The organism is Pseudomonas monachiensis, from assembly GCF_047345015.1.
Taxonomy (GTDB): domain Bacteria; phylum Pseudomonadota; class Gammaproteobacteria; order Pseudomonadales; family Pseudomonadaceae; genus Aquipseudomonas; species Aquipseudomonas monachiensis.
On record NZ_CP178857.1, the window covers coordinates 3,749,447 to 3,772,224 of the forward strand.

Here is a 22,778-nt window from a genome sequence, read left to right on the forward strand (position 1 = left end):
TCAGCACAAACGCTGAAAAACCTGTGGCGAGGGGGCTTGCCCCCGTTGGCTGCGCAGCAGCCCAAAAAAAACCGCCGCGCATCACCGTGAGCAACCCACTCTCTCAAGTGAACCGAACCTACGCAGGCGGATCAATCTGATCCAGCACCCGATTCGCCGTGATCTCCGCCAACATCACACTGTTGGAAATCCCCAGCAGCGCATTGCGCGACTCTCCATCCAGATGATCCACCAACTGGTGGACCATCACATCCACCGAGGCCAACGTCTCCACCAGGTAAACCACCAAGGTTTCGGTATCGACCTGCGGGTCGACGGCAAACAGAGTGCTGACCGTACGCGGCGTGGCTTTGATATCGGCAGTCGAGGGGAAGTGGAAATCGAGGGCGCGCTCGGCGGCTTCGTTGAGTTTGTTTGAGTCGGGTTCGTACGGGGATGCCGGATCGGTGTCCGGCGGGTTGGGGGTGACCTTGAACATTGGCTCTTCCTCATAAGAGTGAGGCTACAACCCGTTCGCTGCTAAACGATGGGGAGGCAGCTGTGCGCAGGTTAGCAGACCGATGAGCCAAGAAATCGGCGCGCCGAAGCGCCCTGCGCACAGCCACCATCAAGTGCAGGTATGGGATACCTGTTTGATAGAGACATCATGCGTCTTGACATCAACGGGCTGCTAAACCCGATCACTGATGGGCAGTGATGCGAATCAAGTTACCGAGCGGGCCCCAGGCGCACAAGCCGGCGGATTCTGGCGTAACCGTAGGCAACGGCGCAAGGTCTTGTAGCTTTCATCAAGTAAGCCTGACGACCTTTATACAGCCACGCCCCTCGAGTTTTTCAACTTGAAAAATTACAACGTGGGTGCTTGCACGGTGGCAACTACCTGATCACAGCCCGACACGAAATAACCCCTAACCGCCTGGCCGGAGTATCACGCTTGAAGCCGGTGAACAGGTGGTGAAGGTACCTTCAGCGACTCTGGATATCCCGTAGGTCACTGTAAACGGCAACCTGTAGGTGAATGGCGACGTCAAGTAAGCGTGCGGCCAAGTCATCTACCGAACTCCAGCATCAGGGGCGATGGTGTCCGCATATTTTTAAGCGGACGCGATCGCCCTTATCACCATGATTTTCATGCGCCAACGAAGCTCTTACCCCAAACCATTCAAAGCCCAGGTCGTCCAGGAATGCCTGCAACCCGGGGCGACGATTTCCAGCGTAGCCATCATCACGGCATCAGCGCCAACGTGATCCGCAAGTGGCTACCGATTTACCGGGATCAATCACCCGCAACATTGCCGGCTTTCGTTGCAGTTCCCACGCACTGTGATCCATCACGAGCCGGACAACACTCAGTGCGCTTGCGGCTGCCAGCTTCAGCGCATCGGTGAAGACGTCAGCGAGAAGCTGGACTACACGCCGGGCGTGTTCACCGTCGAACAGCACGTTCGGGGGAAATGGGCCTGCCGGCAGTGCGAAACACTGATCCAGGCGCCGGCGCCGAATTTACAGTAGTGGCCCAAGGGTACGGACTTGTCGGTACACAGCCAGGAAGCTTTTGGACGCCATTTCCTACCAAATGAATATTCGCCCTCGTAAACGCTTCGGTTATAAATGTCCAATTGAAGTCATTACAGAGGTGGCGGACATGACTCCCACTTCCGTTCAACAGCTGTGTTGCGGCCAACTCTTGCAACCGCCATGCCTCATCGAACAGCGCCGGGAAGGTCTAATGGTTGGCTCGGAAACAGGCGATAAATAACAAATCAAAAACGACTACCACATTTTTGGGAGGAAGGCATCGGTACGGTACCTGTGCCAGCGACCGATCATCCAAGATGCAAGACACCGGTAGGTCGTTTATTTTGTCAAATCAAGGAGCCTTGTCTAGCATCTGTTGGATAATCTTGTATGCCTTCGTATTCCTACTGTCGGTAATTTCAACATAGAACTTACTATAGGCTTTCGAGAGATCGTCATATTGTTGCAGATCTGTATCAGCGATACAGCCGATAGCCTGGGATATCTCGAGGTTCGAGTTTTTCCTGAATCATCTCATTTTCGGCTGCTGAAATTAAAGGTTCCATCTGTATGTACAAAGCTAGTACAGAGCGATCTGTCAACTTGTAAAATTCAAGCTTTTTACATAAATCCAGAGCTGCTTGTTTCAATAATGACGTATCCAAATGCATTCCTAATTGTCGACTTCGACAATGAGTTTTGCGGCTTTTGCTCGATGTGAGCGTGGGAAGCGAATAGCCAAGATTGGTTGTCGAGATACTGCAGGTCGTTCGTTTGCATCTACGGTGCCCGAGGCAAGATAAATGGCGATGCTGGGGGAATCGTTTCCTTTGCCAGCGATACATCATTCAAGACGCAAGATCACCGTTAGCCGCTTTTTCGAGACAGTTGGCTGATCCCAAATATCATACTGGCTGTAGCAGTCGCGGCAAGGCACGCAAACGATTCAAGCATTCTTATAATCTGCTTTTTCTTAACATCTCTTGTAACATTTTGAAGGCCTCTGAATTTCTACCATCATTCAGTTCAATAAAGAAATTATTATAGGCTTTCGAAAGATCAGAGTATTGCTCTAAATTTGACTCGACAAAGGTACGGTATCCAGGAATATCTCTCGCTTGCATTTTTTCCTTGATCATTCCACGTTCAGCTGCTGATATTAAATGTTCAAGCTGTTGATATAAGGCTAGCGCGGCCGAATCTTTGTCTTTGTAAAAATCCAATTTCTCACGAAGATCAATAGCGCTCTGTTTTAAAGCTAGAATATTCATGGCAATTCCTAATTATCGATTTCGCCGATGAGTTTAGCAGATGACCACTCATTTCTGTTAGGTACTAAATACTGCGCCGCTTCCCCAGTTCTTGTGATTTTACCTCCGAACTCTACCGTTGGCGCGACCTTACTAACAAAAACATCGGTAGGCTCGAGTGGTGTGATTTCAAAAATTGAATATCTAGCGTCTTCACTGAGGACCGGTAGGCCGAGCGAATCGGCTAAAGTTTTATCACTTCTAGCTGCAGCCTTTAACTCATCCATGGTGGTGAAAAAAGGCGAGTAGTCGGAAATTCCTTCTGCGCCCTGAGGTACGACCTTCACCAGCGGCGTTGACATACGAGTTGTTACTGGCACAGTGCTTCCTGAGGCGATCTGATTAAGAGCCCTGTTGTAAAGCGCTTCAGCAGTCAGTGTCGGGTCTGCTGCAATTAGTTTGGCTGAGTATTTCTGCCCCTCTGCGCTAAGCAAATAGTCATCGACTTGCTGGTCACTCAATCCTACTGGCTTGAATGTTTTAGCAAGCTCTCGCTGTTTTTCGACTGCCACGAATTTCGGATCCTGCTGAGCATAGAACTCACGCATCTCCTTTTCCTTCGCAAGCCTCCCCAGCGAGGTCACTCCCCTAATCTGTAGCTCCGGATGCTCCAAAAGTAGTTTTTCGTTTTTCGTGAGCCATACAGCAAACGGCTTGTTGGAAATCTCTGATCGAAGCTTGGCACTTCTCGTCGCAATACTTTCCAGGCTGTTGACCACACCCGCTTTCATCTGCCCTCGGGTGAGATAGGTGACAATTGCCGTCAGTAGCAGCAACACCAATTGCTCTTGCCCTTGGGCCAACTGTCTGGCTGCGCGTTCTTTGCGTTCCTGGATCATCGCCGCTGAACCGCCAGTCGGGTCGAGGCCTGGATTTTTCAAGCCGTCTTCCGCTTGCCACGCGGTACAGAGACCTTCAAATATCGTGGATAGGCAGGGCCCGATTCCCGCCGAGAAATAACCGGTGATGGCGTACAACCCCAGCGCTGCCATGATCAAATTACCGACCTGCAATCCGACACCGGCGCCGATTGCTGCGCCAGGCACTGCGCCAGCACCAAAGGCAAGCGAGCCAACCGCTCCACCCAGAGCTGCGCCGATCGTCACGCTACCGCCCACGATCATCACAACTTCCTACAACAGTTTGAGCAACACCGGCAGAATTTCGTTGATATTGATCGACGCCCATTTGCGGCTGATGTTCATCTGCATAATGGGGACAGATAGGGCCATCGCGTGGCGGACGTTATCGATCCGATGCCCGCCCACGTACCCGTAGGCTTGAGTGGCGCCGTTGCTGACGCGGCGGGTAAAGCCGTTCCAGCCGTCGTGGGCGCTTTGGAAGCCGTTATCAACGCCCTCATTCAACGCATTGAATTTCTGGTCGAAATTTCGTTCGATGTCGTCCCAGCTGGGCAGGTTGGTTAAAAGATCCATTTACTTGTGACGTCCTTGAAAGGAGGCGGGGCTGCCACACTTGTTGATAGCTCGGCCGGGTATGGCAGGTTGCCCATTTATGGCCGCGAATGCTCGAAAGCATTTTCAAACGGGGGCTATTTTTCTCATCGGCTTTACAAAGGGCAATGATGTCAAACAGGCATTATGGGTATTTACTTACTGTTCAAATGCTCGCAACCCCTGTGCGGCAGGGGTTCAAGGCCGTTCTGATGCGCGCGTTTTCTTTTGAATTTCCTCGAGAGGGGGAATTGGGCGGATGATCGTGATCAGCTGGTGAGCGTAATGTCGGCTGCTCTTATAAAGCGGTGTACGTAAAATGCGCATAGATGATCTGTTCGATACGCACATGCCAAAGGGTGTCCTCACGCGCCTGCCCACACAACGGGGGGGTGAAATCGAGCAGTTGCTTATACATAAGTGACAACCGGTTTAATCACGCAAGACGTGATGCCCGGGCGCATACCAATCTCATGCAGCGGCATGGTGTTTATATCGATTTCACGCTCTGGTAGTGCATCAGTTGATCTTCGATGTTGCTGTGCATGGGCCAGGCGATGGCCAACTCGATGATCATACCGCTCTGTTCCTGCTTACCAACCCGGATTACCTACGGCTGACCTGCAGCGAGGATCAAAAGCCAGGTGTCGGGCGAAAAACTATGCCCGCTCGCGATTTTTTTCGCGCAAGGCATCAACTTAACGCTGCTTCACCTCTGACCCCTTTCCTTACCCTTCTCTTCCCTCTCATGCCGGGCCTGTGCCCGGCGTAAACCCGTGCCCGCCGTTTGTCCGCTGCTGCCCACTGCGCGAACTTTTACCTGCCATCCAGCCAGAAACTCCGTTCAGGGACTTGTGCTATCGGTATTATGGTATACCATCAGACGCACAGACACCCAAAACCTCTACGGAGCAGCTCATGAGTTTCGAAATCCGCAAGATCGTCAGCTATGTCGAAGAAACCTTTATTGAAGGCGGCAAAGCCACCGATAAGCCCGTGACCATGGTCGGTCTGGCCGTGGTGATGAAAAACCCCTGGCTGGGCAACGGTTTCGTCGAAGACCTGAAACCGCAGATCCGCGCCAACTGCTCCGACCTCGGCGCGCTGATGGTCGAGCGTCTGGTGGGCATCATTGGCGGTGCCGAGAAAATCGAGGCCTACGGCAAGGCTGCGGTGGTCGGCGCCGATGGCGAAATCGAACACGCTTCGGCGGTGATCCACACCCTGCGCTTCGGTAACCACTACCGCGAAGCGGTCAAGGCCAAGAGTTACCTGAGTTTCACCAACAAGCGCGGCGGCCCGGGCACTTCGATCCAGATCCCGATGATGCACAAGGACGACGAAGGCCTTCGCTCGCACTACATCACTTTGGAAATGCAGATCGAAGATGCACCCCGTGCCGACGAAATCGTCGTGGTCCTGGGCTGCGCCGACGGCGGCCGCCTGCACCCGCGCATCGGCAACCGCTACATCGACCTGGAAGAACTGGCAGCCGAAAAAGCCCAGTAACCGGCCAGCAGAACGACAACAAGAAGGCATTGCAGGAGCGCTCCATGATTCGGCTCACCGCTGAACTCACCCCGGCTGGCACCAGTTACCTGGCGACCGGCCAAGGCCAGCCCGTGGTCTTGATCCACGGCGTGGGCCTGAACAAAGAAATGTGGGGCGGCCAGATCGTTGGCCTGGCCACGAAGTACCGCGTCATCGCCTACGACATGCTCGGCCATGGCGCCAGCCCACGCCCGGAAAGCGGTACGCCGCTGCTCGGCTATGCCGACCAATTGCTGGAGCTGCTCGACCATCTGCAATTGCCCAAGGCCACGGTGATCGGTTTTTCCATGGGCGGGCTGGTGGCGCGGGCGTTTGCCCTGCACTACCCGCAACGCCTGGAGGGCCTGGTGGTGCTCAACAGCGTGTTCAACCGCAGCGCCGAACAGCGCGCCGGGGTCATCGCCCGCACCAGCCAGGCCGCCGAACACGGGCCGGACGCCAATGCCGAAGCGGCGCTGTCGCGCTGGTTCAGCCGTGAATACCAGGCCGCGAATCCGGCGCAGATCGCCGCGATTCGCCAGACCCTGGCCGGTAATGATCCGCAGGGTTACCTGACCACTTATGAACTGTTCGCCACTCAGGACATGTACCGCGCCGACGACCTGGCCAGCATCCGGGTGCCGACGTTGATCGCCACCGGCGAACTGGACCCCGGCTCGACCCCGGAAATGGCCAGGCAACTGGCCGAACGCATTCCCGGTGCGACCGTTGCCGTGCTCGCCGAGCAACGGCATATGATGCCGGTAGAGTCGCCGCGCCTGGTCAACCAGCTGTTGCTGGAGTTTCTGCAGACCGCGCACTCCCAACAAAACCAGATCAAGGGGATCGTTGCATGACACTCGCACGCTTCCAGATGTGCATCGGCGGTGAATGGGTCGATGCCCTGTCCGGCAAGACCTTCGAAAGCCTCAACCCGGCGCTGGCCGAACCTTGGGCCGAATTGCCCGATGCCGACGAAGCCGATGTCGAGCGCGCCGTACAAGCCGCGCAAACCGCGTTCGACAGCCCGGCCTGGCGCGGTTTGACCGCCACCGCTCGTGGCAAACTGCTGCGACGCCTGGGCGACCTGATCGCCGAAAACAAAGAACAACTGGCGCAGCTGGAAAGCCGCGACAACGGCAAGCTGATCCGCGAAACCCGTGGCCAGGTTGGTTATCTGCCAGAGTTCTTCCACTACACCGCAGGCCTGGCGGACAAGCTCGAAGGCGGCACCCTGCCGCTGGACAAGCCAGATCTGTTTGCCTACACCGTGCACGAAGCCATGGGCGTGGTCGCCGCAATCATTCCGTGGAACAGCCCGCTGTACCTGACCGCGATCAAACTTGCCCCGGCCCTCGCGGCGGGCAACACCATCGTGATCAAGCCGTCGGAACACGCCTCGGCAACGATTCTTGAACTGGCGCGTCTGGCGCTGGAAGCCGGGATTCCACCGGGCGTAGTCAACGTTGTCACCGGTTACGGCCCGAGCACCGGTGCCGCCCTCACCCGCCATCCGCTGATCCGCAAGATCGCCTTCACCGGCGGCGCGGCCACGGCGCGGCATGTGGTGCGCAGCAGCGCGGAGAACTTCGCCAAGCTGTCGCTGGAACTGGGGGGCAAATCGCCGAACATCATCTTCGCCGACGCCGACCTCGACAGCGCGATCAACGGCGCCATCGCCGGGATCTACGCCGCCTCCGGGCAGAGCTGTGTGTCCGGTTCGCGCTTGCTGGTGCAGGACGAAATCTACGATGAGTTCGTCGGCCGCCTGGTGGAACGCGCCCAGCGCATCCGCATCGGCAACCCCCAGGACGACAGCAGCGAAATGGGCCCGATGGCCACCGCGCAGCAACTGGCCGTGGTCGAAGGCCTGGTGGCCGATGCCATCGCCGAAGGTGCGCGTCTGCGTCTGGGTGGCAAGCGTCCGGAGAATCTGGGCGACGGTTGGTTCTACGAGCCGACGCTGTTCGAATGCGACCGCAACTCGATGAAGATCATGCAGGAAGAAGTCTTTGGCCCGGTGGCCTCGGTCATCCGGTTCAAGGACGAAGCCGAAGCGCTGGCGATTGCCAACGACTCGCAGTTCGGCCTCGCCGCCGGCATCTGGACCCGAGATTTGGGCCGTGCCCATCGCCTGGCCCGGGACGTGCGTTCGGGGATCATCTGGGTCAACACCTACCGCGCGGTGTCGGCCATGGCGCCGATCGGCGGCTTCAAGAACAGCGGCTATGGACGCGAAAGCGGCATCGATTCGGTGCTGGCCTACACCGAGCTGAAAACGGTGTGGATCAACCTGTCCCAGGCACCGATGCCTGATCCCTTCGTGATGCGCTAGGAGTCCTGGAAAATGATCGAACCCGGCATTTACAAAGACGTCATGAGCTCGTTCCCGTCCGGGGTCACGGTGGTCACCACCCTGGACCCGGAAGGCGGCATCGTCGGCATCACCGCCAGCGCCTTCAGTGCGCTGTCGATCGATCCGGCACTGGTGCTGTTCTGCCCCAACTACGGCTCCGACACCTATCCGGTGCTGCGCGACAGCAAGCAGTTCGCGATTCACTTGCTGTCCGCCGAGCAGACCGCCGAAGCCTATGCCTTCGCCGGTAAAGGCAAGGACAAGGCCAAAGGTATCGAGTGGCACTTGAGCGATTTGGGTAACCCGATCCTCGCCAAGGCGACGGCGATCATCGAGTGCGAACTGTGGCGCGAATACGACGGCGGTGATCACGCGATCATCGTCGGCGCGGTGAAGAACCTGATCCTGCCCGCGCAACCGGTCACGCCGATGATCTACCACAAAGGCAAGCTGGGGCCGCTGCCCACCCTGGCCTGATGGTTGAACACAATCCCCCTGTGGGAGCGGGCTTGCTCCCACAGGGTCCACCACTTTACTCGGGAGCCGGCATGAGCCCAGCAGCCTCGTTACTGTTCCGCCAGCAGGCCTACATCAACGGCCAATGGCTGGACGCGCCGGATGGCGCCTGTCAGGACATCTTCAACCCGGCCACCGGTGAACTCATCGGCCGGGTGCCGAACCTCGGTGCCGAGCACGCGCACCAGGCTATCGAGGCCGCCAACAAAGCCTGGCCGGCCTGGCGCGCACTGACCGCCAAGGAGCGCAGCAATACGCTCAAGCGCTGGCATGCCTTGATGCTGGAGAACGCCGACGCCCTGGCTGAAATCCTCACCCTCGAACAAGGCAAGCCACTGACTGAGGCCAAGGGTGAAATCCTCTATGCCGCGAGCTTCATCGAGTGGTTCGCCGAAGAGGCCAAGCGCATCTACGGCGACACCATTCCCAGCCACAAGGGTGATGCGCGCATTGTGGTCAGCAAGGAGCCGATTGGCGTCGTCGCGGCCATCACGCCGTGGAACTTCCCGGCGGCGATGATCACCCGCAAGGCCGGCCCGGCGCTGGCGGCCGGTTGCCCGTGCATCGTCAAGCCGGCCCCGGAAACGCCGTTCTCGGCGCTGGCCATGGCCGCACTGGCGGAACAGGCCGGCATTCCAGCGGGCATCTTCAACGTGATCACTGGCGATGCCATTGCCATCGGTGGTGAGCTGACTTCAAGCCCTCTCGTGCGCAAGTTGTCGTTCACCGGCTCCACCGGGATCGGAAAATTGCTGATGGCCCAGTGCGCGCCGACCCTGAAAAAAGTCTCGCTGGAACTGGGCGGCAACGCGCCATTCATCGTCTTCGACGACGCCGATCTGGAGCGTGCCGTCGATGGCGCGCTGATCGCCAAATTCCGCAACGCCGGGCAGACCTGCGTCTGCGTCAACCGCTTCCTGGTGCAAGACGGCATCCACGACGCCTTTGTCGCGCGCCTGGCCGAGCGGGTTTCGCAGCTCAAGGTCGGCAGCGGTTTCGATGATGGCGTCACCCAAGGGCCGCTGATCAACGAGCGTGCCGTGGCCAAGGTCGAAGACCACGTGCAAGACGCACTGGCCCACGGTGCACAACTGCTGTGCGGCGGCGAGCGCCATGCATTGGGTAACGGCTTCTTCCAGCCGACCGTGCTTATCGGCGTCACCACGCAGATGAAGGTCGCACGGGATGAAACCTTTGGCCCGCTGGCCGCCGTGTTTCGCTTCAACACCGAGGCCCAGGCCGTCGAGATGGCCAACGACACCGAATTCGGCCTGGCCGCCTACTGCTACACCCGCGACCTAGGCCGCGCCTGGCGCATGAGCGAGGCACTGGAATACGGCATGGTCGGGATCAACGAAGGGCTGATTTCCACCGAAGTCGCACCGTTCGGCGGCATCAAATCTTCAGGCTTGGGCCGTGAAGGTTCCAAGTACGGCATCGAGGATTACCTGGAACTCAAATACACCTTGATGGGCGGCCTCTGAGCCCACGGGAGCGACGCAAATGAGCAACGAAAAATACGAAAAAGGCCTGAAGATCCGCACCCAGGTGCTGGGCGAGGCCTACGTCAACCGTTCCATCGAGAACGCCGACGACTTCACTCGACCGTTGCAGGAAATGGTCACCGAATATTGTTGGGGTCATGTCTGGGGTCGTGAGGGTTTGTCGCTCAAGGAGCGCAGCATGATCAACCTGGCGATGATCTCGGCCCTCAACCGGCCCCATGAACTCAAGCTGCATGTGCGCGGTGCCTTGCGTAACGGCCTGAGTCGTGAGCAAATACGCGAAATATTGCTTCAGGTCGGCATTTATTGCGGTGTCCCCGCTGCCGTAGACAGTTTCCGGCTCGCCCGTGAAGCCTTCGCCGAAGCCGATGCCGAGGCCTCCAGTTAACCCTTGGCTGTTTGATCTGACCGGGCACCCAGATTCCCGTAATCGAAGTGTTCTTTTTGCATGGACAGCCACAATCAGAGCGGACCCCATGAAACGCCTGCCACTCGACGACAGCTTCAAGGTCAATCGCAACCCCGTTACCCTGCGCGAAATCGTGCTGGATAAACTGCGAAGCGCCATCATGAACTTCCAGCTCCTGCCGGGAGACCGTCTGGTCGAACGCGATCTGTGCGATCGCCTGGGCGTCAGCCGTACTTCCGTGCGCGAAGCCTTGCGTCATCTTGAATCCGAAGGCCTGGTGGAATTCGCCGACGCCAAGGGCCCGCGTGTCGCGATCATCACCCTGGCCGATGCCGTGGACATCTACGAGCTGCGCTGCGTGCTCGAAGGGCTGATCGTTCAGCTGTTCACCCTGCGCGCCAAGGCCAAGGACATCAAGGCCCTGGAAAAAGCCCTGGAAGAAAACCGCAAGGCGTTGAAAGACGGCGAGCTGCAACAGGTCATCGACTCGGTGCAGGGTTTCTACGACGTGCTGCTCGAAGGCTCGGGCAACCATGTCGCGGCCACTCAACTGCGCCAGTTGCAGGCACGCATCAGCTACCTGCGCGCAACCTCGGTGTCCCAGGAAAACCGTCGCGGCGCCAGCAACCAGGAAATGGAACGCATGGTCGAGGCGATCAAGGGCGGTGACCCGCTGGCCGCCCACCAGGCATGCGTCGACCATGTGCGTGCAGCCGCTGCCGTGGCCCTGGACTACCTCAAGCGCAAGCAGGAAGAAACCGGCGACATCCCGGCGATCACCCAGCCCATCGCGCTGAAAGAACCGCGCATAGGTCGCTGACATGTTCAGCCCGAGCTTTTGCCCCAAGTGCGGCAGCGCAGACCTTAGGTCACAGTTGCCGCCGGGCGATACGCACGAGCGCCTGATGTGCCGCGGCTGCGGCTACATCCATTACGTCAATCCGAAGATCATTGCCGGCTGCATCATCGAGCAGGACGGCAAGTACCTGTTGTGCCAGCGCGCCATTCCACCGCGCCCCGGCACCTGGACCCTGCCGGCGGGCTTCATGGAAAGCGGTGAGACCACCGAGCAGGCGGCCTTGCGCGAAGTCTGGGAAGAAAGCGGCGTGCGTGCGGAAATCGTCTCGCCCTATTCGATCTTCAGCGTGCCGCAGATCAGCGAGGTGTACATCATCTTCCGCGCCATCGCGCTGGAGATCACCGGGCAGTACGGGCCGGAAACCCTCGACTACCAGTTCTTCGCGCCTGAGGATATTCCCTGGGACAGCATCTACTACCCGGCGATCCGGCAGATTCTTGAGCGCTATATCGAGGAGCGCCAGGCCGGGGTGTATGGCATCTACATGGGTAATGATGACAGCGGGAAGATTCACTTTATTCGCTGATGCTGCGGGTTTTGACCGTGTACATATCCGTTTCTTTGGTAACGGCCGCTTAAGGTTCCGCCCTTACGGCGGGTCACTTGGAAAAGCCTGCGCGGCCCGGCGCAAAGTAACCAAACGCTCTTGCCCCTGACATTCGGCCTCACGAGGGGGCGTGCACCGCAACAGCGCCCGAGGCGGCCTACCGGCCTGGTTCTGATGTGTGCGTGTTTCCCTGTAGGAGCTGTCGAGTGCAACGAGGCTGCGATCTTTTGATTTTTGACAATGTCGAAGGGTGCGGAAAATCAAGATCAAAAGATCGCAGCCTGCGGCAGCTCCTACAGGGGGGAATGCGTTTAGCCGAAAGAGATTGGTCGGCCATAAGGCCGCCATCGTCGGAACGCCGCCCGGACCAAGCTCGCTCCCACAGAAAAGCAAAGGCAGATCGGCGTACACCGACGCTTCTCACCACTCATCAGGCCGAGCGTTAGCTCGCCTGCAGCTCTTGATCTTGATCCACCCGCCCCCTCGGCAGGCTGAGCGGAGGTGTTCATCCGGGGATGGGCGCGCAGCGCCGTTCGACGCAGTCGAACTCATTGCATGTAGGTCGAAGCGAAGCCGACCGGAGGGCAATGCCCCCGGATGAATACCGCAGCGAAGGAACCCCGAGCCCAGGCGAGGGGCCGTACGTTCGGGGCGAGACCTTTGGTTCCTTTGGGCTGGGCCGGCACTCCGGCGTTTGCCAAAGGGACTCGCCGTAAGGGCGAAACCATAAGTCGCCGTTACCGCAGCAACGGATATGTACTCAACCAAAACTACAAACCAAGACGAAACTGCTTCGGAGTAATCCCGAACTGCTTGCGAAACGCCCGAATGAAATTACTCGGTTGCCGATACCCCAACCGCTCGGCAATCCGCTCGATCGGCTGATCCCCCGCCGTCAACCAGTGCCGCGCCATCTCCAGGCTGTCACTGCGGGTATGCTGCACCGCCGCAGTCTGCCAGTGACGCAACATACTCTGATGCAAAAACCCGTTGGCCCCGAGCAGAGGCTCATCGAGACTGGCAGCCGGCAGGCTCAGGCACGGATGTGAACCCTCCAGCACCTCGACACCAGCGCTACGCAACCATTGCCCGGCAGCCTGTTGCGGTGTCAGTTGGACCGCGATGAACACCTCGGCCGGCGCTCGCCCCAAACGTCGGGCGATGTTGCGCACCAACGTCAGGGTCGCCGCATCGAGGCCGAAAAAATGTGGCTGACGGTCAGCACTGCGCAAGTGCAAACGAGCCTGCCCGTCACCCTCCTCCAATTCCGCCACCACGTAATTGGTTACCCGCGGCAGGAAATCGGTGAAACACGCCAGGCTCGCCCGCAGGGTCGCGGCGGAGTCCAGCAGAATGTTCAACCCCCGCAGCGTAGTGGTCGCCATGCCGTTGACCAGATCGCAACCAAACGACACCCCCGCGCCCGCACGTTCGCATTCACTCCACAGGCGTTCGACCAGATGCACGGGCACATGCAGGTCCTGCCCTTCGAGCAATGACAGGCAGATGCCGGCCCGTTCCAGCAGTTGGTCCTGACACAGGCCGGACTGCCGGGCATGGCTGAGAATGGTGCGGGTGAAGGCGCTGGAAATGAACAGTTGAGGGGTCATGGCAGGTTACGGCGAGAAGACAGGCGTGTACTTATGCCAGCCTCTGTGCTATCGATCCAATGCATTAAAAGTATCCGCCGAATGCAGGAGACGCATGATGGACCTACGACAACTCCGCCACCTTGTCGCCCTGGCCGATTACCGCAACTTCGGCCGGGCCGCCGAGGCGATCAACCTCAGCCAACCCGCCTTCAGTCGCAGCATCCAGACCCTGGAGCGCGACCTCGACTGCGCGCTGGTAGAACGCAGCAGTCGCGAATTCCGCCTGACTGGCCAGGGTGAACTGGTGCTGCAACACGCCCGGCGCCTGCTCGCCGGCAGCCAGGCCTTGCACAACGAACTGACGCAATACAACGGCCTGACCGGTGGCGAGTTGCACTTCGGCTGCGGCCCGTACCCGGCCCAGGTGCTGGTGCCCGAGGCGCTGGCGGAATTCATCCAGGCGCACCCGGCGATCCGCATCAGTTTCCACCAGGGCGACTGGGAGCAACTGGCGGTCTGGCTTCGTGAGCAGCAGATCGAATTCCTGGTGGCCGACGCGCGGTACTTCACCGGCGACCCGCAATACCAGGTTCAGCTGCTGCGCCCTCGACGCGGGCGGTTCTTTTGCCGTGTCGGTCATCCCTTGGTGCAGCAGCAGAACCCGACCCTGCGCGCCCTGCTCGACTACGCGGTGGTCGGCACGCGGATACCGCCGATGATCCGCAAGATCCTCGCCGACGTGCAGGGCGAGGCGGACTTCAACCCGAGTGTGGAATGCGCGCAATTCGATGCGATCCGCCGCGTGGTGATGCGCTCCGACGCGGTGGGTATCGCCACCGTGGAGGCCTTGGCCGAACTGGTCGATCAGGGCCTGATCCACCTGCTGGAGTTTGCCGATGTGCCCAAGGACGATCCCGGCCTGCAATTGCACTACGGCATTGTCAGCCGTGCCGGGCATTCCCTGACACCGGCCGCGCTGGCGATGGTCGATGCGGTGCTGACGGTTGACCGGCGCTTGCTGGCGTCGAATTAGTCGAGCAACCAATGCCCCCTGTGGGAGCGAGCTTGCTCGCGATGGGGCCGTGTCAGTCGACATCGTTTTGAATGACACACCGCTATCGCGAGCAAGCTCGCTCCCACAGGGTTTGGCGTTGCTGTCTCCACATCATGCACGCCGCGCCAGCGCTTGCAATGCCCGGGGCTCACCGAGGGCGCGCAGCAGGCAATGCATCGCCTCCTCGCGGCTGCGCTCGAAGCGATAGCGCGACTCGATGTACAGCGCCAGTTTCAATTCCACCGGTTCGTCCAGGGGCAGCGGCACGTGTTGCAGGCCCAGCACGTTGGCGACCCGGCTTGGCAGGCTGATGCCGAACGGCTGGCGATCGGCGATCAGCTTCGCGGCCAGGGTGCTTTGGGTGCTCATCGCCACATTCCGCCTCAGGCCTTTCAAACCAAGCTGCAAGTCCACCGGGCTGAGCCCGTCGCGGCGGCTGGATACCTGGATCTGCGGCTGCTCCAGATACGCCTGCAGGGTGCGCGGCGGTTCCTTGAGCGCAGCGCCATAGGCGAACACGTAATGGTCGGCGGGCAGTGCCTGTTTGTGCAGGCCGGCAAGTCCGGCCAGCGGCTGGTCGAGGTCGATCAGGATATCCAGCTTGCCGCTGGCCAGGTCCTGCAGGGCGTCACGGCGCCGGGGCTGGAAATAACGCACCTGCCAATCGGCGTGGGGCGATTCGAGCAAGGCATCGAGCAACACCGGTTGCAGGCAGTCCAGACAACTGATGCGCAGCAGCGGATTGCTCTGCCGCGCGGCGGGAATCATGCGCAAGCCATCGCGCAATGACTCTAGCGCGGCACGCACGTAGTCAGCCAGACGATGGGCGACCAGTGTCGGCGTCACCCCCAGGCGACTCTTGATGAACAGCGGGTCGCCGCACAATTCCCGCAGGCGACGCAACGCATTGCTCATGGCCGGTTGCGACAGACACATCACCTCGGCCGCACGGGTGACGCTACGCTGCTGGTAAATCGCATCGAAGGCGAGCAACAGGTTCAAATCGAGCTGGCGTAAATCAAGCATGGTCTTGCTCCGGCAAATCGCTTAACGTCGGGCAGCCTAACCAGTGTTCCGGAACAAGCTGTGAGCCCTACATGACAAAAAGCGATCAGCCACTGCACGATCAATCGATACCCAACGCGTTCTATGCGCCGACCCTGTTGCCGGCGATCGAAGAGTTGCTGGCCCGTGGCGTGGACCGGGACAGTATCGAAGGCCTGTTTCGCCGCAGCCTGTTCGAGTTGCGCACGCCATTCATGCGCATTCCGCTGTTCATGTCGCGGCGCTTCTGGGCGTTTGCCCTGGAGCAGACCGGCGACCCGCTGATCGGCCTGGCGGCTGGCCGGCGTTTCGTTTCCACCGCCACCAACGGACTGACATACCTGTTCGACGTGGCCGCCTCACTGGACAGCGCCTGCCAGTATTTCGTGCGCTTCTTTCCGTTTTTCAACGGGCACTTCCAGGCCCGGATCGTGCGCGGCGACGACAGCGTCGAATTACGCCTGCTCGACCGTGGCAGCGTGAAAGCCAGCGCGGCGACCACCGATTACATCCTCATCAGCCTGTGCAGCATGTTGCGGCGAAAGTTCCTCGCCAGCGGCCTGGAGCGTGATCCGGTTCTGGGCGTCGGGCTGGCCGGCGCTTGCACGGCCAATGCGCAGGACCATCAACAAGCCTTTCGCGCACCGGTGCAATGGGGACAGGCGCAGCACTCGATCCGCCTCGATCCGCAGCTGTTCGTCATCCCGTTGACGCCGGGCAATCATGACCTGGAAAACACGCTGATAGAGCTGCTGGAGCAGACCCGACGCAACAGCGAACCGACCTTGCTCGAGCAAGTCTGCGACCATTTGATCGGCGACCTCGCCGGGGCCAACTGGCAGCAATTCTGTACCACCCAGCACTTGCTCGAGCGCACCGCCGCCCGACGCTTGAAGGCATTGGGCTGGAGTTTTTCAGAGTTGCTCGACGAATACCGCCGCTACCGGGCCGAAGACTTTTTGCAGGGAACGGACCTGGAGCTGGTGGAGATCTCCGACCGCCTGGGCTACAGCGATGTGCAAAGCTTCAACCGTGCCTGCCTGCGGTGGCTGGGGTGCGCGCCGGGAGCCTGGCGAACCCGGCAAGGTCAATAGAAAACCACGCCCGTGCGCCACGGGTGCCTTGGTTTTTTGCGTCCCCCCATTTTGTCGTTTGCAAGACCGGCGTACGACACTGAACACCTTTGGGAGCGAGCTTGCTCGCGATGGGGCCAGCAGGACCCGCACACTATTGAGCCCAGGGCATCAGCCCTTCACCACCACCCACGTAAAACACAAAGGCAGCTGCGCCACCTGCTGTTGATAGCGGTCATAGAGCTCTTCGCGGTTGGAGTGCGGGTATTCCCTGAAGTGACGGATCTGCAACCCTGCCGCAATGGCCGCGCTGAAGAGGTCGCCCAGGGTGTGGACGAACCAGTAGGACGGCGCGGCTGGCTGTTCGATCTTGCCTTCGTAGACGATCGGTTCGTGCTGTATGAACGGTTCGCGGCGGAAGTATGAACTGGCCAGACGAAAAGGATCGGCCGCCTCGGGGTCGAGCATTTCCAGGAACGGGTGGGTTTCGTACACCACCAGTGCGCCACCCGGCTTCAGCGTGCGCGCCACATGGTGGAAGAACTCACCGATGTCCGGCATCCAGTTCAAGACCCCGATGGTGATCAGCGCCAGGTCAAAGCGCTCCTGCAGTTCGACCGGCAAGTGGTGGATGTCCGCTTCGATGAATTGCGGCGCGTGGGGCGAGCGGGACGCCAGTTCCCGTGCCTGCCCGAGAAAGGCTTCAGACTGGTCGACGCCCACCACGCTGCGCGCCCCCAAAGCGAACAGCGACAGGCTTTCACGACCGTTGTTGCAGCCCAGTTGCACCACGTCCTTGCCTTCGACACCCGTCTGGGTCAGCAAAGCGGTCAGGGTGTCATCCAGGCAGGAGAAATCCGCGTGTTCCACGCCCTTCAACAAGGCTTGCCATTCGCTGGAGTCCTTATGGTGACGGGCGGAATCATTCCAGGCCTCGCGGTTACTGGCGATGGCTTGTTCTTTTGTCGGCAGTTCCATTGCATGCTCCAGGGTCCGGGTCGTCGATTTGACCGGCCGGAGTCTAGATCAACCTCATCCGGGCAGGTGTTGTGAACTTGTAATCCGCGCAGCATCGACGGCTGTCCACGGCGCCAGCTATAGTTAAAGACCTTGAGGGTAATGTGGTTAAACCGATCTAGCAGGTGTTGCCATGAAAAAGACCGACCTGACGCTTTTGCTCGCCGTCTGCCTGGGCGCAACCGCTGTCGTCCACGCCGACGACTTGCCCACCACCAACTACAGCAGCGAATTCAACTATTACGGCGCCGACCAACCCTTCGCGCACCCCGCACCACCGTCGATGAACATCATCCCGCCGGGCTCGTACATCCCGACCGCACCCGGGAATTTCATCCCGGTTTCCAGCGAGCACGTGTTTTCCGACTCGCGCCTGCCGACAGTGGCCGACGCCACGGTCCGGGTGTTTATCCGCTCCTACGATCCGGAGCGTGGCGTGTACGTCAACCAGGAAGTCGAGAACCCCAGTTGCATGATGTCCTGTCTGAGGGAAGGCCCGGTGTTGCAGTGAACACTAGGGGGCGTTCTCAATTAGTTTCCCCACCGCGTTGTCGCCTTAAAGCTGGCCAGGCAAGGCGTAGGCCGCTGGGAATGGTTGTTCCCTTTCCAAGGCCTGCAACGCAGCATGGCTAGCTTTAAGGCACAACCCGAAGGGCCGGGCCTGCTGTTGTGCAGGGCTGTGTTGCTCGAAGCTGATTTGGAATGACCAAACTACGCTTCTCGCGCCTTGCCCTGCACAACAGCAGACCCGGCGCGGTAGGGAAACTAATTGAGAACGCCCCCTACCACTGGCGCTTGTCCGGACGGGCGAGGCCGAGTTTTTCGATCCGGTAGCGCAACATGTCACGGCTCAGACCCAGCAGGCGTGCCGATTTGGTGACGTTCCAATCGGTCTTGTCGAGCATCTTGCGCACCATGTCGCGCTCCACTTCCGGCAGGTTCATGGAATCACTACCGTTGAAGGACGCACGCTGTTCGCTGAAATGTGCTGGCTCGTGATGAAACATCGGTGGCTCATCCATCAGGCTCAGGCAGACGTTCAGCTGATGGGCGGCAATGGTGTCGCTTTGCGCCAGCAACACGGTTTGCTCCAGCATGTTGCGCAATTCGCGCACGTTGCCCGGCCAGCTGTAGCTGAGCAGCAAATCTTCGGCCTGGTCGCTGAAATGCAGGTTCGGCTTGCCGTAGCGTTTGCCATGTAGCGCCAGGAAGTGCCGGGCCAGCAGCAGGATATCGGCGCCACGGGCATACAGGCGCGGCACCTTGATGGAAATGATGCGCAGGCGGAAGAACAGGTCACGGCGGAATTTGCCTTGCTGGACCATCTGTTCGAGATTGCAGTTGGTGGCGCTGATCACCCGCAGATCGACCTTGCGTTCCTTTACCGAACCGACCCGGCGAATGGTCCGGTCTTCCAGCAGTTTCAGCAGCTTGGCTTGCAGCAGCAAGTCCATTTCACCGATTTCATCGAGGAACAGCGTGCCGCCGTCGGCCGCTTCCACCAGCCCCATGCGACGATCCTTGGCGTCGGTGAAGGCGCCCTTCTCGTGGCCGAACAGTTCCGATTCCACCAGATTGGACGGGATCGAAGCACAGTTGAATTCAATGAACGGGCCTTTGGCGCGCGGGCCGTCGAAGTGCAAGGCCCGGGCCACCAGTTCCTTGCCGGTGCCTGTCTCGCCTTCGACCAGTACCGGCGGCAGGTCGCTGTTGGCCATGCGCCGCTCGGCGTCGAGCAACTGGGTGATGGTGCCCTTGAGGTACGCCATCGGTGCCGATTCGCCAATCAGTGCCTGTACCCCCGACTTCTGGGCCTCGCGCTCCTGGTAAAACGACAGCGTGCGCTCCATGCGGTCGGTGGCCAGGGCCTTGTCCAGCAGCAGCTTGAGCTCTGGCAGGGCCACGGGTTTGGTGACGTAGTGAAAGGCGCCCTCTTTCATCGCCACCACGGCGTCTTCGACGTTGCCGTAGCCGGTCATCATGATCACTTTCAGATCCGGCGCGCTGATGCGCAGCTTCTGGATCAAGTCGTGACCACTCATGCCTGGCAACGAGTTGTCGGTCAGTACCACGTCAGGCGCGAAAGAACCCAATTGCTCCAGTGCATCTTCAGCCGAGTGGCAGACGGTCACCTCGAAGTCCTTGCGCTCCAGGTAAGTCTGAATATTCTCGGCGAGGATTTCGTCATCCTCGACCAGCAGAATGCTGTGCTCCATATGCCCCTCCCGTTGCCACTTTGAAATTGAGACAAACACGGGTTCCTTCCTGCTCCCGGCTGGTCAGTTCGACCGAGCCGTCAAACCGCTCCATTATTCTTTTGACCAGGGCCAGGCCCACGCCCAACCCACCTTGCTTGGTGGTGAAAAACGGCTTGAAGACCATTTGCTGCTGTTGTTTTGAGATGCCCTTGCCGGTGTCGGTCAATGTCATTCTCACGTCGCCGGACACCGAGGAATCGATCTCGATCGTCAGCACGCCGCCCTTGGGCATTGCTTCCAGTGCATTAGCAAACAGGCTATTGAGTATTTGCGTGAGCAGCACCTGCTGGCTGACGACCGGTGGCACGCTGACAGGAGAGAAACGCACCTCGACGCCCGACCGTTTGATCAGGGACTCAAAGGCACTCAGGGTGTCTTCGAGGGCCAGCACCAGATCGACCGTTTCACAGTCGTCATTCATCGGCCGCAACGACACCAGTAATTCACGGACCCAGCGCGACATGCGGTCGACCTGACTGATGATGTCGCCAATGTTTTTCTGTGCGGTCTGGCTGGCGATGTCCTGGGCCAGTTCGGCGCTGGAACGGATATTGGCCAGCGGGTTGCGCAAGCTGTGGGCCACCGCCGAGGACATCTCGCCAAGGGCGACAAAGGTCTCGTTGGCGATCAGTTGTTTCTGCTGGCTCTGCAACAGCGTCGCCGCGCGCCGCACGATCCAGAACAGCCCCAGGTAAATGGCCGCCCCGCCGATCAGCGTGGCCAGCCAGATCGCCTTGAAGCCACGCTGAATGCGCTCCACCAGATCCAGCGGCTCCTTATAGATTTCCACCATGGCAATCACTTTGCTTCGGTCGGCGTTGAACATCGGAATGTAGTTCTCGACGAACAAATACTCCGGTTCGCGCAGCAAGCGCTGCTCGGGACGCTCCTCATCGATTTCGTGGTAGCTGGTGGACACCGGCGATTTCATTTCGAAGGACTCGTCCAGTTCAAAGTCATCTTCGATGCGCACGCCAATCAAATCGGAGTTGGTCGACCAGACCACGGTGCGGTCCAGGGCGTACACCGTCGCCAGCAGGATGTCCGGCAGATGCCTCACATGGTCGAGAAACTCAGCGCGGGCGGCGGCCCGGGATACGGGGTTGACGTCGGGGTAGGCATCGTCCATGCGCGGGTCGAGCATTTCACCCATGGTCCGCCCTGGGGCAATGCCGGCATGCCGGATTTCGGCCTCGCCAATGGACTGGATGAACTGGGCGGTCAGCATCGAATCACGCTCGATACTTTCATCGACAACAAAGCGCGTGGAGATGTAACCCAACCCCAGTGCCACCACAGCGATGATCAGAAAGCTTGCCAGGGAAAACCAGCGCAGCAAGTTGAACTGCGGCCGCCAACCCTTGCGTTGTGCTACCGGAGCCTGCGGCGCAGCTACTTTTTGTTGTTCGAGTATCTGCATGGCTGTGTCCTGGGTGCCTGAAATCGAGCCTTTTCAGCCGCTTTCAGGATCAGTGTAGGTGGCATTGACTGCCTTGACCGACCCGCGTGATTTTTTTGACACTACTGCACCCGGGGCGTCTCGGGGTGCGCGACCGAATGATGTTGTTCAGGCTCCTCCTTCACACTGACCAATGGCGCCGCTGGCGGATGCTGACGGTCGGTTTCTTCTCGCAGGAAATCGATGAGGGACTGGGCGGATTTCGCATCCAGGCGCAAGTTGGGCATCGAGATCCGGTTGTAGCGCTCGAACAGCTCCATCGCAATCGGGTCCTTTTCCTCGAGCATGCGGTCAGGTTCGCGGATCCAGCGCTTGAGCCAGGCCGGATCGCGCTGGTAGGTCACACCGATCAGGTCCGGGCCGATGCTGCGCAAGCCGATGCCCTGCCCGTCCAGCGGACCGAGGCTGTGGCAAGAGGCGCAGCGGGTGCGAAACAGCTCTTCGCCATTGCTCGGCGGGCGAATTTCCGGTGCATCGACATAGCTTTCTTCGACACTGGGCTGTTTCCAGTTATGCAGGGTATTGGCCAGTTGATCGGCCAGAATCCACGGGTTTTCGAACGGCGAGGCTTTCATCCAGCGACCCGTTGCCTGGTTGCCGACGATAAGACTCAGGTTGTGGTCCTTATTGCGCCCGTTATCGACGCCTTCGATGAACAGCCCCAGTTTTTTGCGCAGGTCGGTGACGTCGGCGAATTCCCCTGTGAGGAATTTCCACCCGGGCCCGACCTGGAAGCGTTGCGCATAGGCCTTGAGCACCTCGGGGGTATCGCTCAAGGGGTCGATGCTGATGGAGTAGAAGAAGATGTCCTTGCCGACCCGATCCCCCAGCAGTTTCTGCACCTGACGCAAGCGCGCGGTTTCCAGGGGGCAGGAGTCGCTGCACGAGGTGAAAATGAAGTTGATCACCACCACCTTGTCTTTGATCAAGTCATCGAAAAAATGCAGCGGCTGTCCGTCCTGGTCGGTCAACGGGGTGTTGGGGAAATAGTCGGCCCCCCACGGAGTGACGGCTTCAACGACAGCGGATTCGCCAGTGGATGCCGGGGCAGGTGCGGGCGTCGACGTCGGCTGGCTGGCGACCAGCAGTTGGCTGGCCAGCAAACCGGTCACCAGCATCAGCACCAGGTGCATGCCCAGGGCTCGTGAGCGTGGTGAATGTATCTCTTTTTTTTCCATCACCAGCCGCCTCGATGTGGTGAAGGGGGTAATGGTGGTTTTGCAAGGACCTCGCCAATCATGTGTTTTTCTATAAAAAAGTACTAACACTCCATAAAA

22 protein-coding genes and 2 pseudogenes are annotated in these 22,778 nt (G+C 59.5%); 14 read left to right on the forward strand and 10 right to left on the reverse strand.

Features of this window, described 5'->3' with window-relative positions:
• Positions 1-118: 118 nt before the first annotated feature.
• The gene (locus tag ACMDB8_RS16820; protein WP_056723962.1) at positions 119-478 is read right to left on the reverse strand and encodes a DUF6124 family protein; all 360 of its coding nucleotides are present in this window, start codon (positions 476-478) and stop codon (positions 119-121) included.
• 653 nt (positions 479-1,131) lie between these two features.
• On the opposite strand from ACMDB8_RS16820, the gene ACMDB8_RS16825 reads away from it, so the two are divergent.
• The 3 genes and pseudogenes from ACMDB8_RS16825 to ACMDB8_RS16835 form a co-directional block, all read left to right on the forward strand.
• Positions 1,132-1,248, forward strand: a complete 117-nt coding sequence (locus tag ACMDB8_RS16825; protein WP_162252412.1) for a transposase — start codon at positions 1,132-1,134, stop codon at positions 1,246-1,248.
• Positions 1,249-1,299: 51 nt separating this feature from the next.
• Positions 1,300-1,500 (forward strand): annotated as a pseudogene (locus ACMDB8_RS16830) (IS66 family transposase zinc-finger binding domain-containing protein); the annotation flags it as partial.
• Positions 1,501-1,515: 15 nt separating this feature from the next.
• A pseudogene (locus tag ACMDB8_RS16835) lies at positions 1,516-1,639 on the forward strand (IS30 family transposase); the annotation flags it as partial.
• 835 nt (positions 1,640-2,474) lie between these two features.
• Here the strand turns inward: ACMDB8_RS16835 and ACMDB8_RS16840 are convergent.
• The 3 genes from ACMDB8_RS16840 to ACMDB8_RS16850 are packed head-to-tail and all read right to left on the reverse strand — an operon-like array spanning position 2,475 to position 4,264.
• A complete protein-coding gene (locus ACMDB8_RS16840; RefSeq protein WP_056723957.1) occupies positions 2,475-2,789 on the reverse strand; it encodes a hypothetical protein in 315 nt (104 codons plus the stop codon).
• A gap of 8 nt (positions 2,790-2,797) precedes the next feature.
• The gene (locus tag ACMDB8_RS16845; RefSeq protein ID WP_409079357.1) at positions 2,798-3,952 is read right to left on the reverse strand and encodes a DUF6861 domain-containing protein; all 1,155 of its coding nucleotides are present in this window, start codon (positions 3,950-3,952) and stop codon (positions 2,798-2,800) included.
• 9 nt (positions 3,953-3,961) lie between these two features.
• Positions 3,962-4,264 (reverse strand): hypothetical protein, encoded by a 303-nt coding sequence (locus ACMDB8_RS16850; RefSeq protein ID WP_409079358.1) that lies wholly within the window; start codon positions 4,262-4,264, stop codon positions 3,962-3,964.
• Between the two features lie 936 nt (positions 4,265-5,200).
• Between ACMDB8_RS16850 and ACMDB8_RS16855 the strand changes: the two genes are divergently transcribed.
• From ACMDB8_RS16855 to ACMDB8_RS16890, 8 genes are all read left to right on the forward strand, one after another.
• Entirely contained in the window at positions 5,201-5,791 is a 591-nt protein-coding gene (locus ACMDB8_RS16855) for an amino acid synthesis family protein (protein WP_007978708.1), read from the forward strand.
• A gap of 44 nt (positions 5,792-5,835) precedes the next feature.
• Positions 5,836-6,669 carry an alpha/beta fold hydrolase gene (locus ACMDB8_RS16860; RefSeq protein ID WP_056723956.1) on the forward strand — a complete coding sequence of 278 codons (834 nt, stop codon included), beginning with the start codon at positions 5,836-5,838 and terminating at the stop codon, positions 6,667-6,669.
• Positions 6,666-8,147: an aldehyde dehydrogenase gene (locus ACMDB8_RS16865; RefSeq protein ID WP_056723954.1), complete on the forward strand. Its 1,482-nt coding sequence runs from the start codon at positions 6,666-6,668 to the stop codon at positions 8,145-8,147. Before ACMDB8_RS16860 ends, ACMDB8_RS16865 begins: the two co-directional genes overlap by 4 nt.
• Before the next feature lie 12 nt (positions 8,148-8,159).
• A complete protein-coding gene (locus tag ACMDB8_RS16870; protein WP_056723952.1) occupies positions 8,160-8,645 on the forward strand; it encodes a flavin reductase family protein in 486 nt (161 codons plus the stop codon).
• A 71-nt stretch (positions 8,646-8,716) separates the two neighbouring features.
• Positions 8,717-10,168, forward strand: coding sequence for an NAD-dependent succinate-semialdehyde dehydrogenase (locus ACMDB8_RS16875; protein WP_409079359.1), 1,452 nt, complete (start codon positions 8,717-8,719; stop codon positions 10,166-10,168).
• Positions 10,169-10,187: 19 nt separating this feature from the next.
• Positions 10,188-10,577, forward strand: a complete 390-nt coding sequence (locus ACMDB8_RS16880; protein WP_008059553.1) for a carboxymuconolactone decarboxylase family protein — start codon at positions 10,188-10,190, stop codon at positions 10,575-10,577.
• 88 nt (positions 10,578-10,665) lie between these two features.
• Entirely contained in the window at positions 10,666-11,418 is a 753-nt protein-coding gene (locus ACMDB8_RS16885) for a GntR family transcriptional regulator (protein ID WP_046042558.1), read from the forward strand.
• 1 nt (position 11,419) lies between these two features.
• A complete protein-coding gene (locus ACMDB8_RS16890) occupies positions 11,420-11,983 on the forward strand; it encodes an NUDIX hydrolase (RefSeq protein ID WP_056723948.1) in 564 nt (187 codons plus the stop codon).
• Positions 11,984-12,774: 791 nt separating this feature from the next.
• Here the strand turns inward: ACMDB8_RS16890 and ACMDB8_RS16895 are convergent.
• The gene (locus tag ACMDB8_RS16895; RefSeq protein WP_056723946.1) at positions 12,775-13,614 is read right to left on the reverse strand and encodes an AraC family transcriptional regulator; all 840 of its coding nucleotides are present in this window, start codon (positions 13,612-13,614) and stop codon (positions 12,775-12,777) included.
• A gap of 94 nt (positions 13,615-13,708) precedes the next feature.
• Here ACMDB8_RS16895 and ACMDB8_RS16900 point away from each other — a divergent pair, with 94 nt between their 5' ends.
• The gene (locus ACMDB8_RS16900; RefSeq protein ID WP_409079360.1) at positions 13,709-14,629 is read left to right on the forward strand and encodes a LysR family transcriptional regulator; all 921 of its coding nucleotides are present in this window, start codon (positions 13,709-13,711) and stop codon (positions 14,627-14,629) included.
• Between the two features lie 132 nt (positions 14,630-14,761).
• Here the strand turns inward: ACMDB8_RS16900 and ACMDB8_RS16905 are convergent, their stop codons facing one another.
• Positions 14,762-15,676, reverse strand: a complete 915-nt coding sequence (locus ACMDB8_RS16905; protein WP_056723942.1) for a LysR family transcriptional regulator — start codon at positions 15,674-15,676, stop codon at positions 14,762-14,764.
• Between the two features lie 71 nt (positions 15,677-15,747).
• Here ACMDB8_RS16905 and ACMDB8_RS16910 point away from each other — a divergent pair, with 71 nt between their 5' ends.
• Complete coding sequence (locus tag ACMDB8_RS16910; RefSeq protein WP_056723940.1) at positions 15,748-16,788, forward strand: AraC family transcriptional regulator ligand-binding domain-containing protein; 1,041 nt, start codon at positions 15,748-15,750, stop codon at positions 16,786-16,788.
• 150 nt (positions 16,789-16,938) lie between these two features.
• Here the strand turns inward: ACMDB8_RS16910 and ACMDB8_RS16915 are convergent, their stop codons facing one another.
• The gene (locus ACMDB8_RS16915) at positions 16,939-17,745 is read right to left on the reverse strand and encodes a class I SAM-dependent methyltransferase (protein ID WP_056723939.1); all 807 of its coding nucleotides are present in this window, start codon (positions 17,743-17,745) and stop codon (positions 16,939-16,941) included.
• Between the two features lie 172 nt (positions 17,746-17,917).
• On the opposite strand from ACMDB8_RS16915, the gene ACMDB8_RS16920 reads away from it, so the two are divergent.
• Complete coding sequence (locus ACMDB8_RS16920) at positions 17,918-18,295, forward strand: hypothetical protein (protein WP_223542260.1); 378 nt, start codon at positions 17,918-17,920, stop codon at positions 18,293-18,295.
• A gap of 271 nt (positions 18,296-18,566) precedes the next feature.
• Here the strand turns inward: ACMDB8_RS16920 and ACMDB8_RS16925 are convergent, their stop codons facing one another.
• From ACMDB8_RS16925 to ACMDB8_RS16935, 3 genes are all read right to left on the reverse strand, one after another.
• On the reverse strand, positions 18,567-20,000 hold the full coding sequence (locus ACMDB8_RS16925) for a sigma-54-dependent transcriptional regulator (RefSeq protein WP_056723936.1): 1,434 nt from the start codon (positions 19,998-20,000) through the stop codon (positions 18,567-18,569).
• The gene (locus tag ACMDB8_RS16930) at positions 19,969-21,462 is read right to left on the reverse strand and encodes a sensor histidine kinase (RefSeq protein ID WP_056723935.1); all 1,494 of its coding nucleotides are present in this window, start codon (positions 21,460-21,462) and stop codon (positions 19,969-19,971) included. Before ACMDB8_RS16930 ends, ACMDB8_RS16925 begins: the two co-directional genes overlap by 32 nt.
• Before the next feature lie 101 nt (positions 21,463-21,563).
• Complete coding sequence (locus ACMDB8_RS16935; protein WP_056723933.1) at positions 21,564-22,679, reverse strand: SCO family protein; 1,116 nt, start codon at positions 22,677-22,679, stop codon at positions 21,564-21,566.
• Positions 22,680-22,778 lie beyond the last annotated feature (99 nt).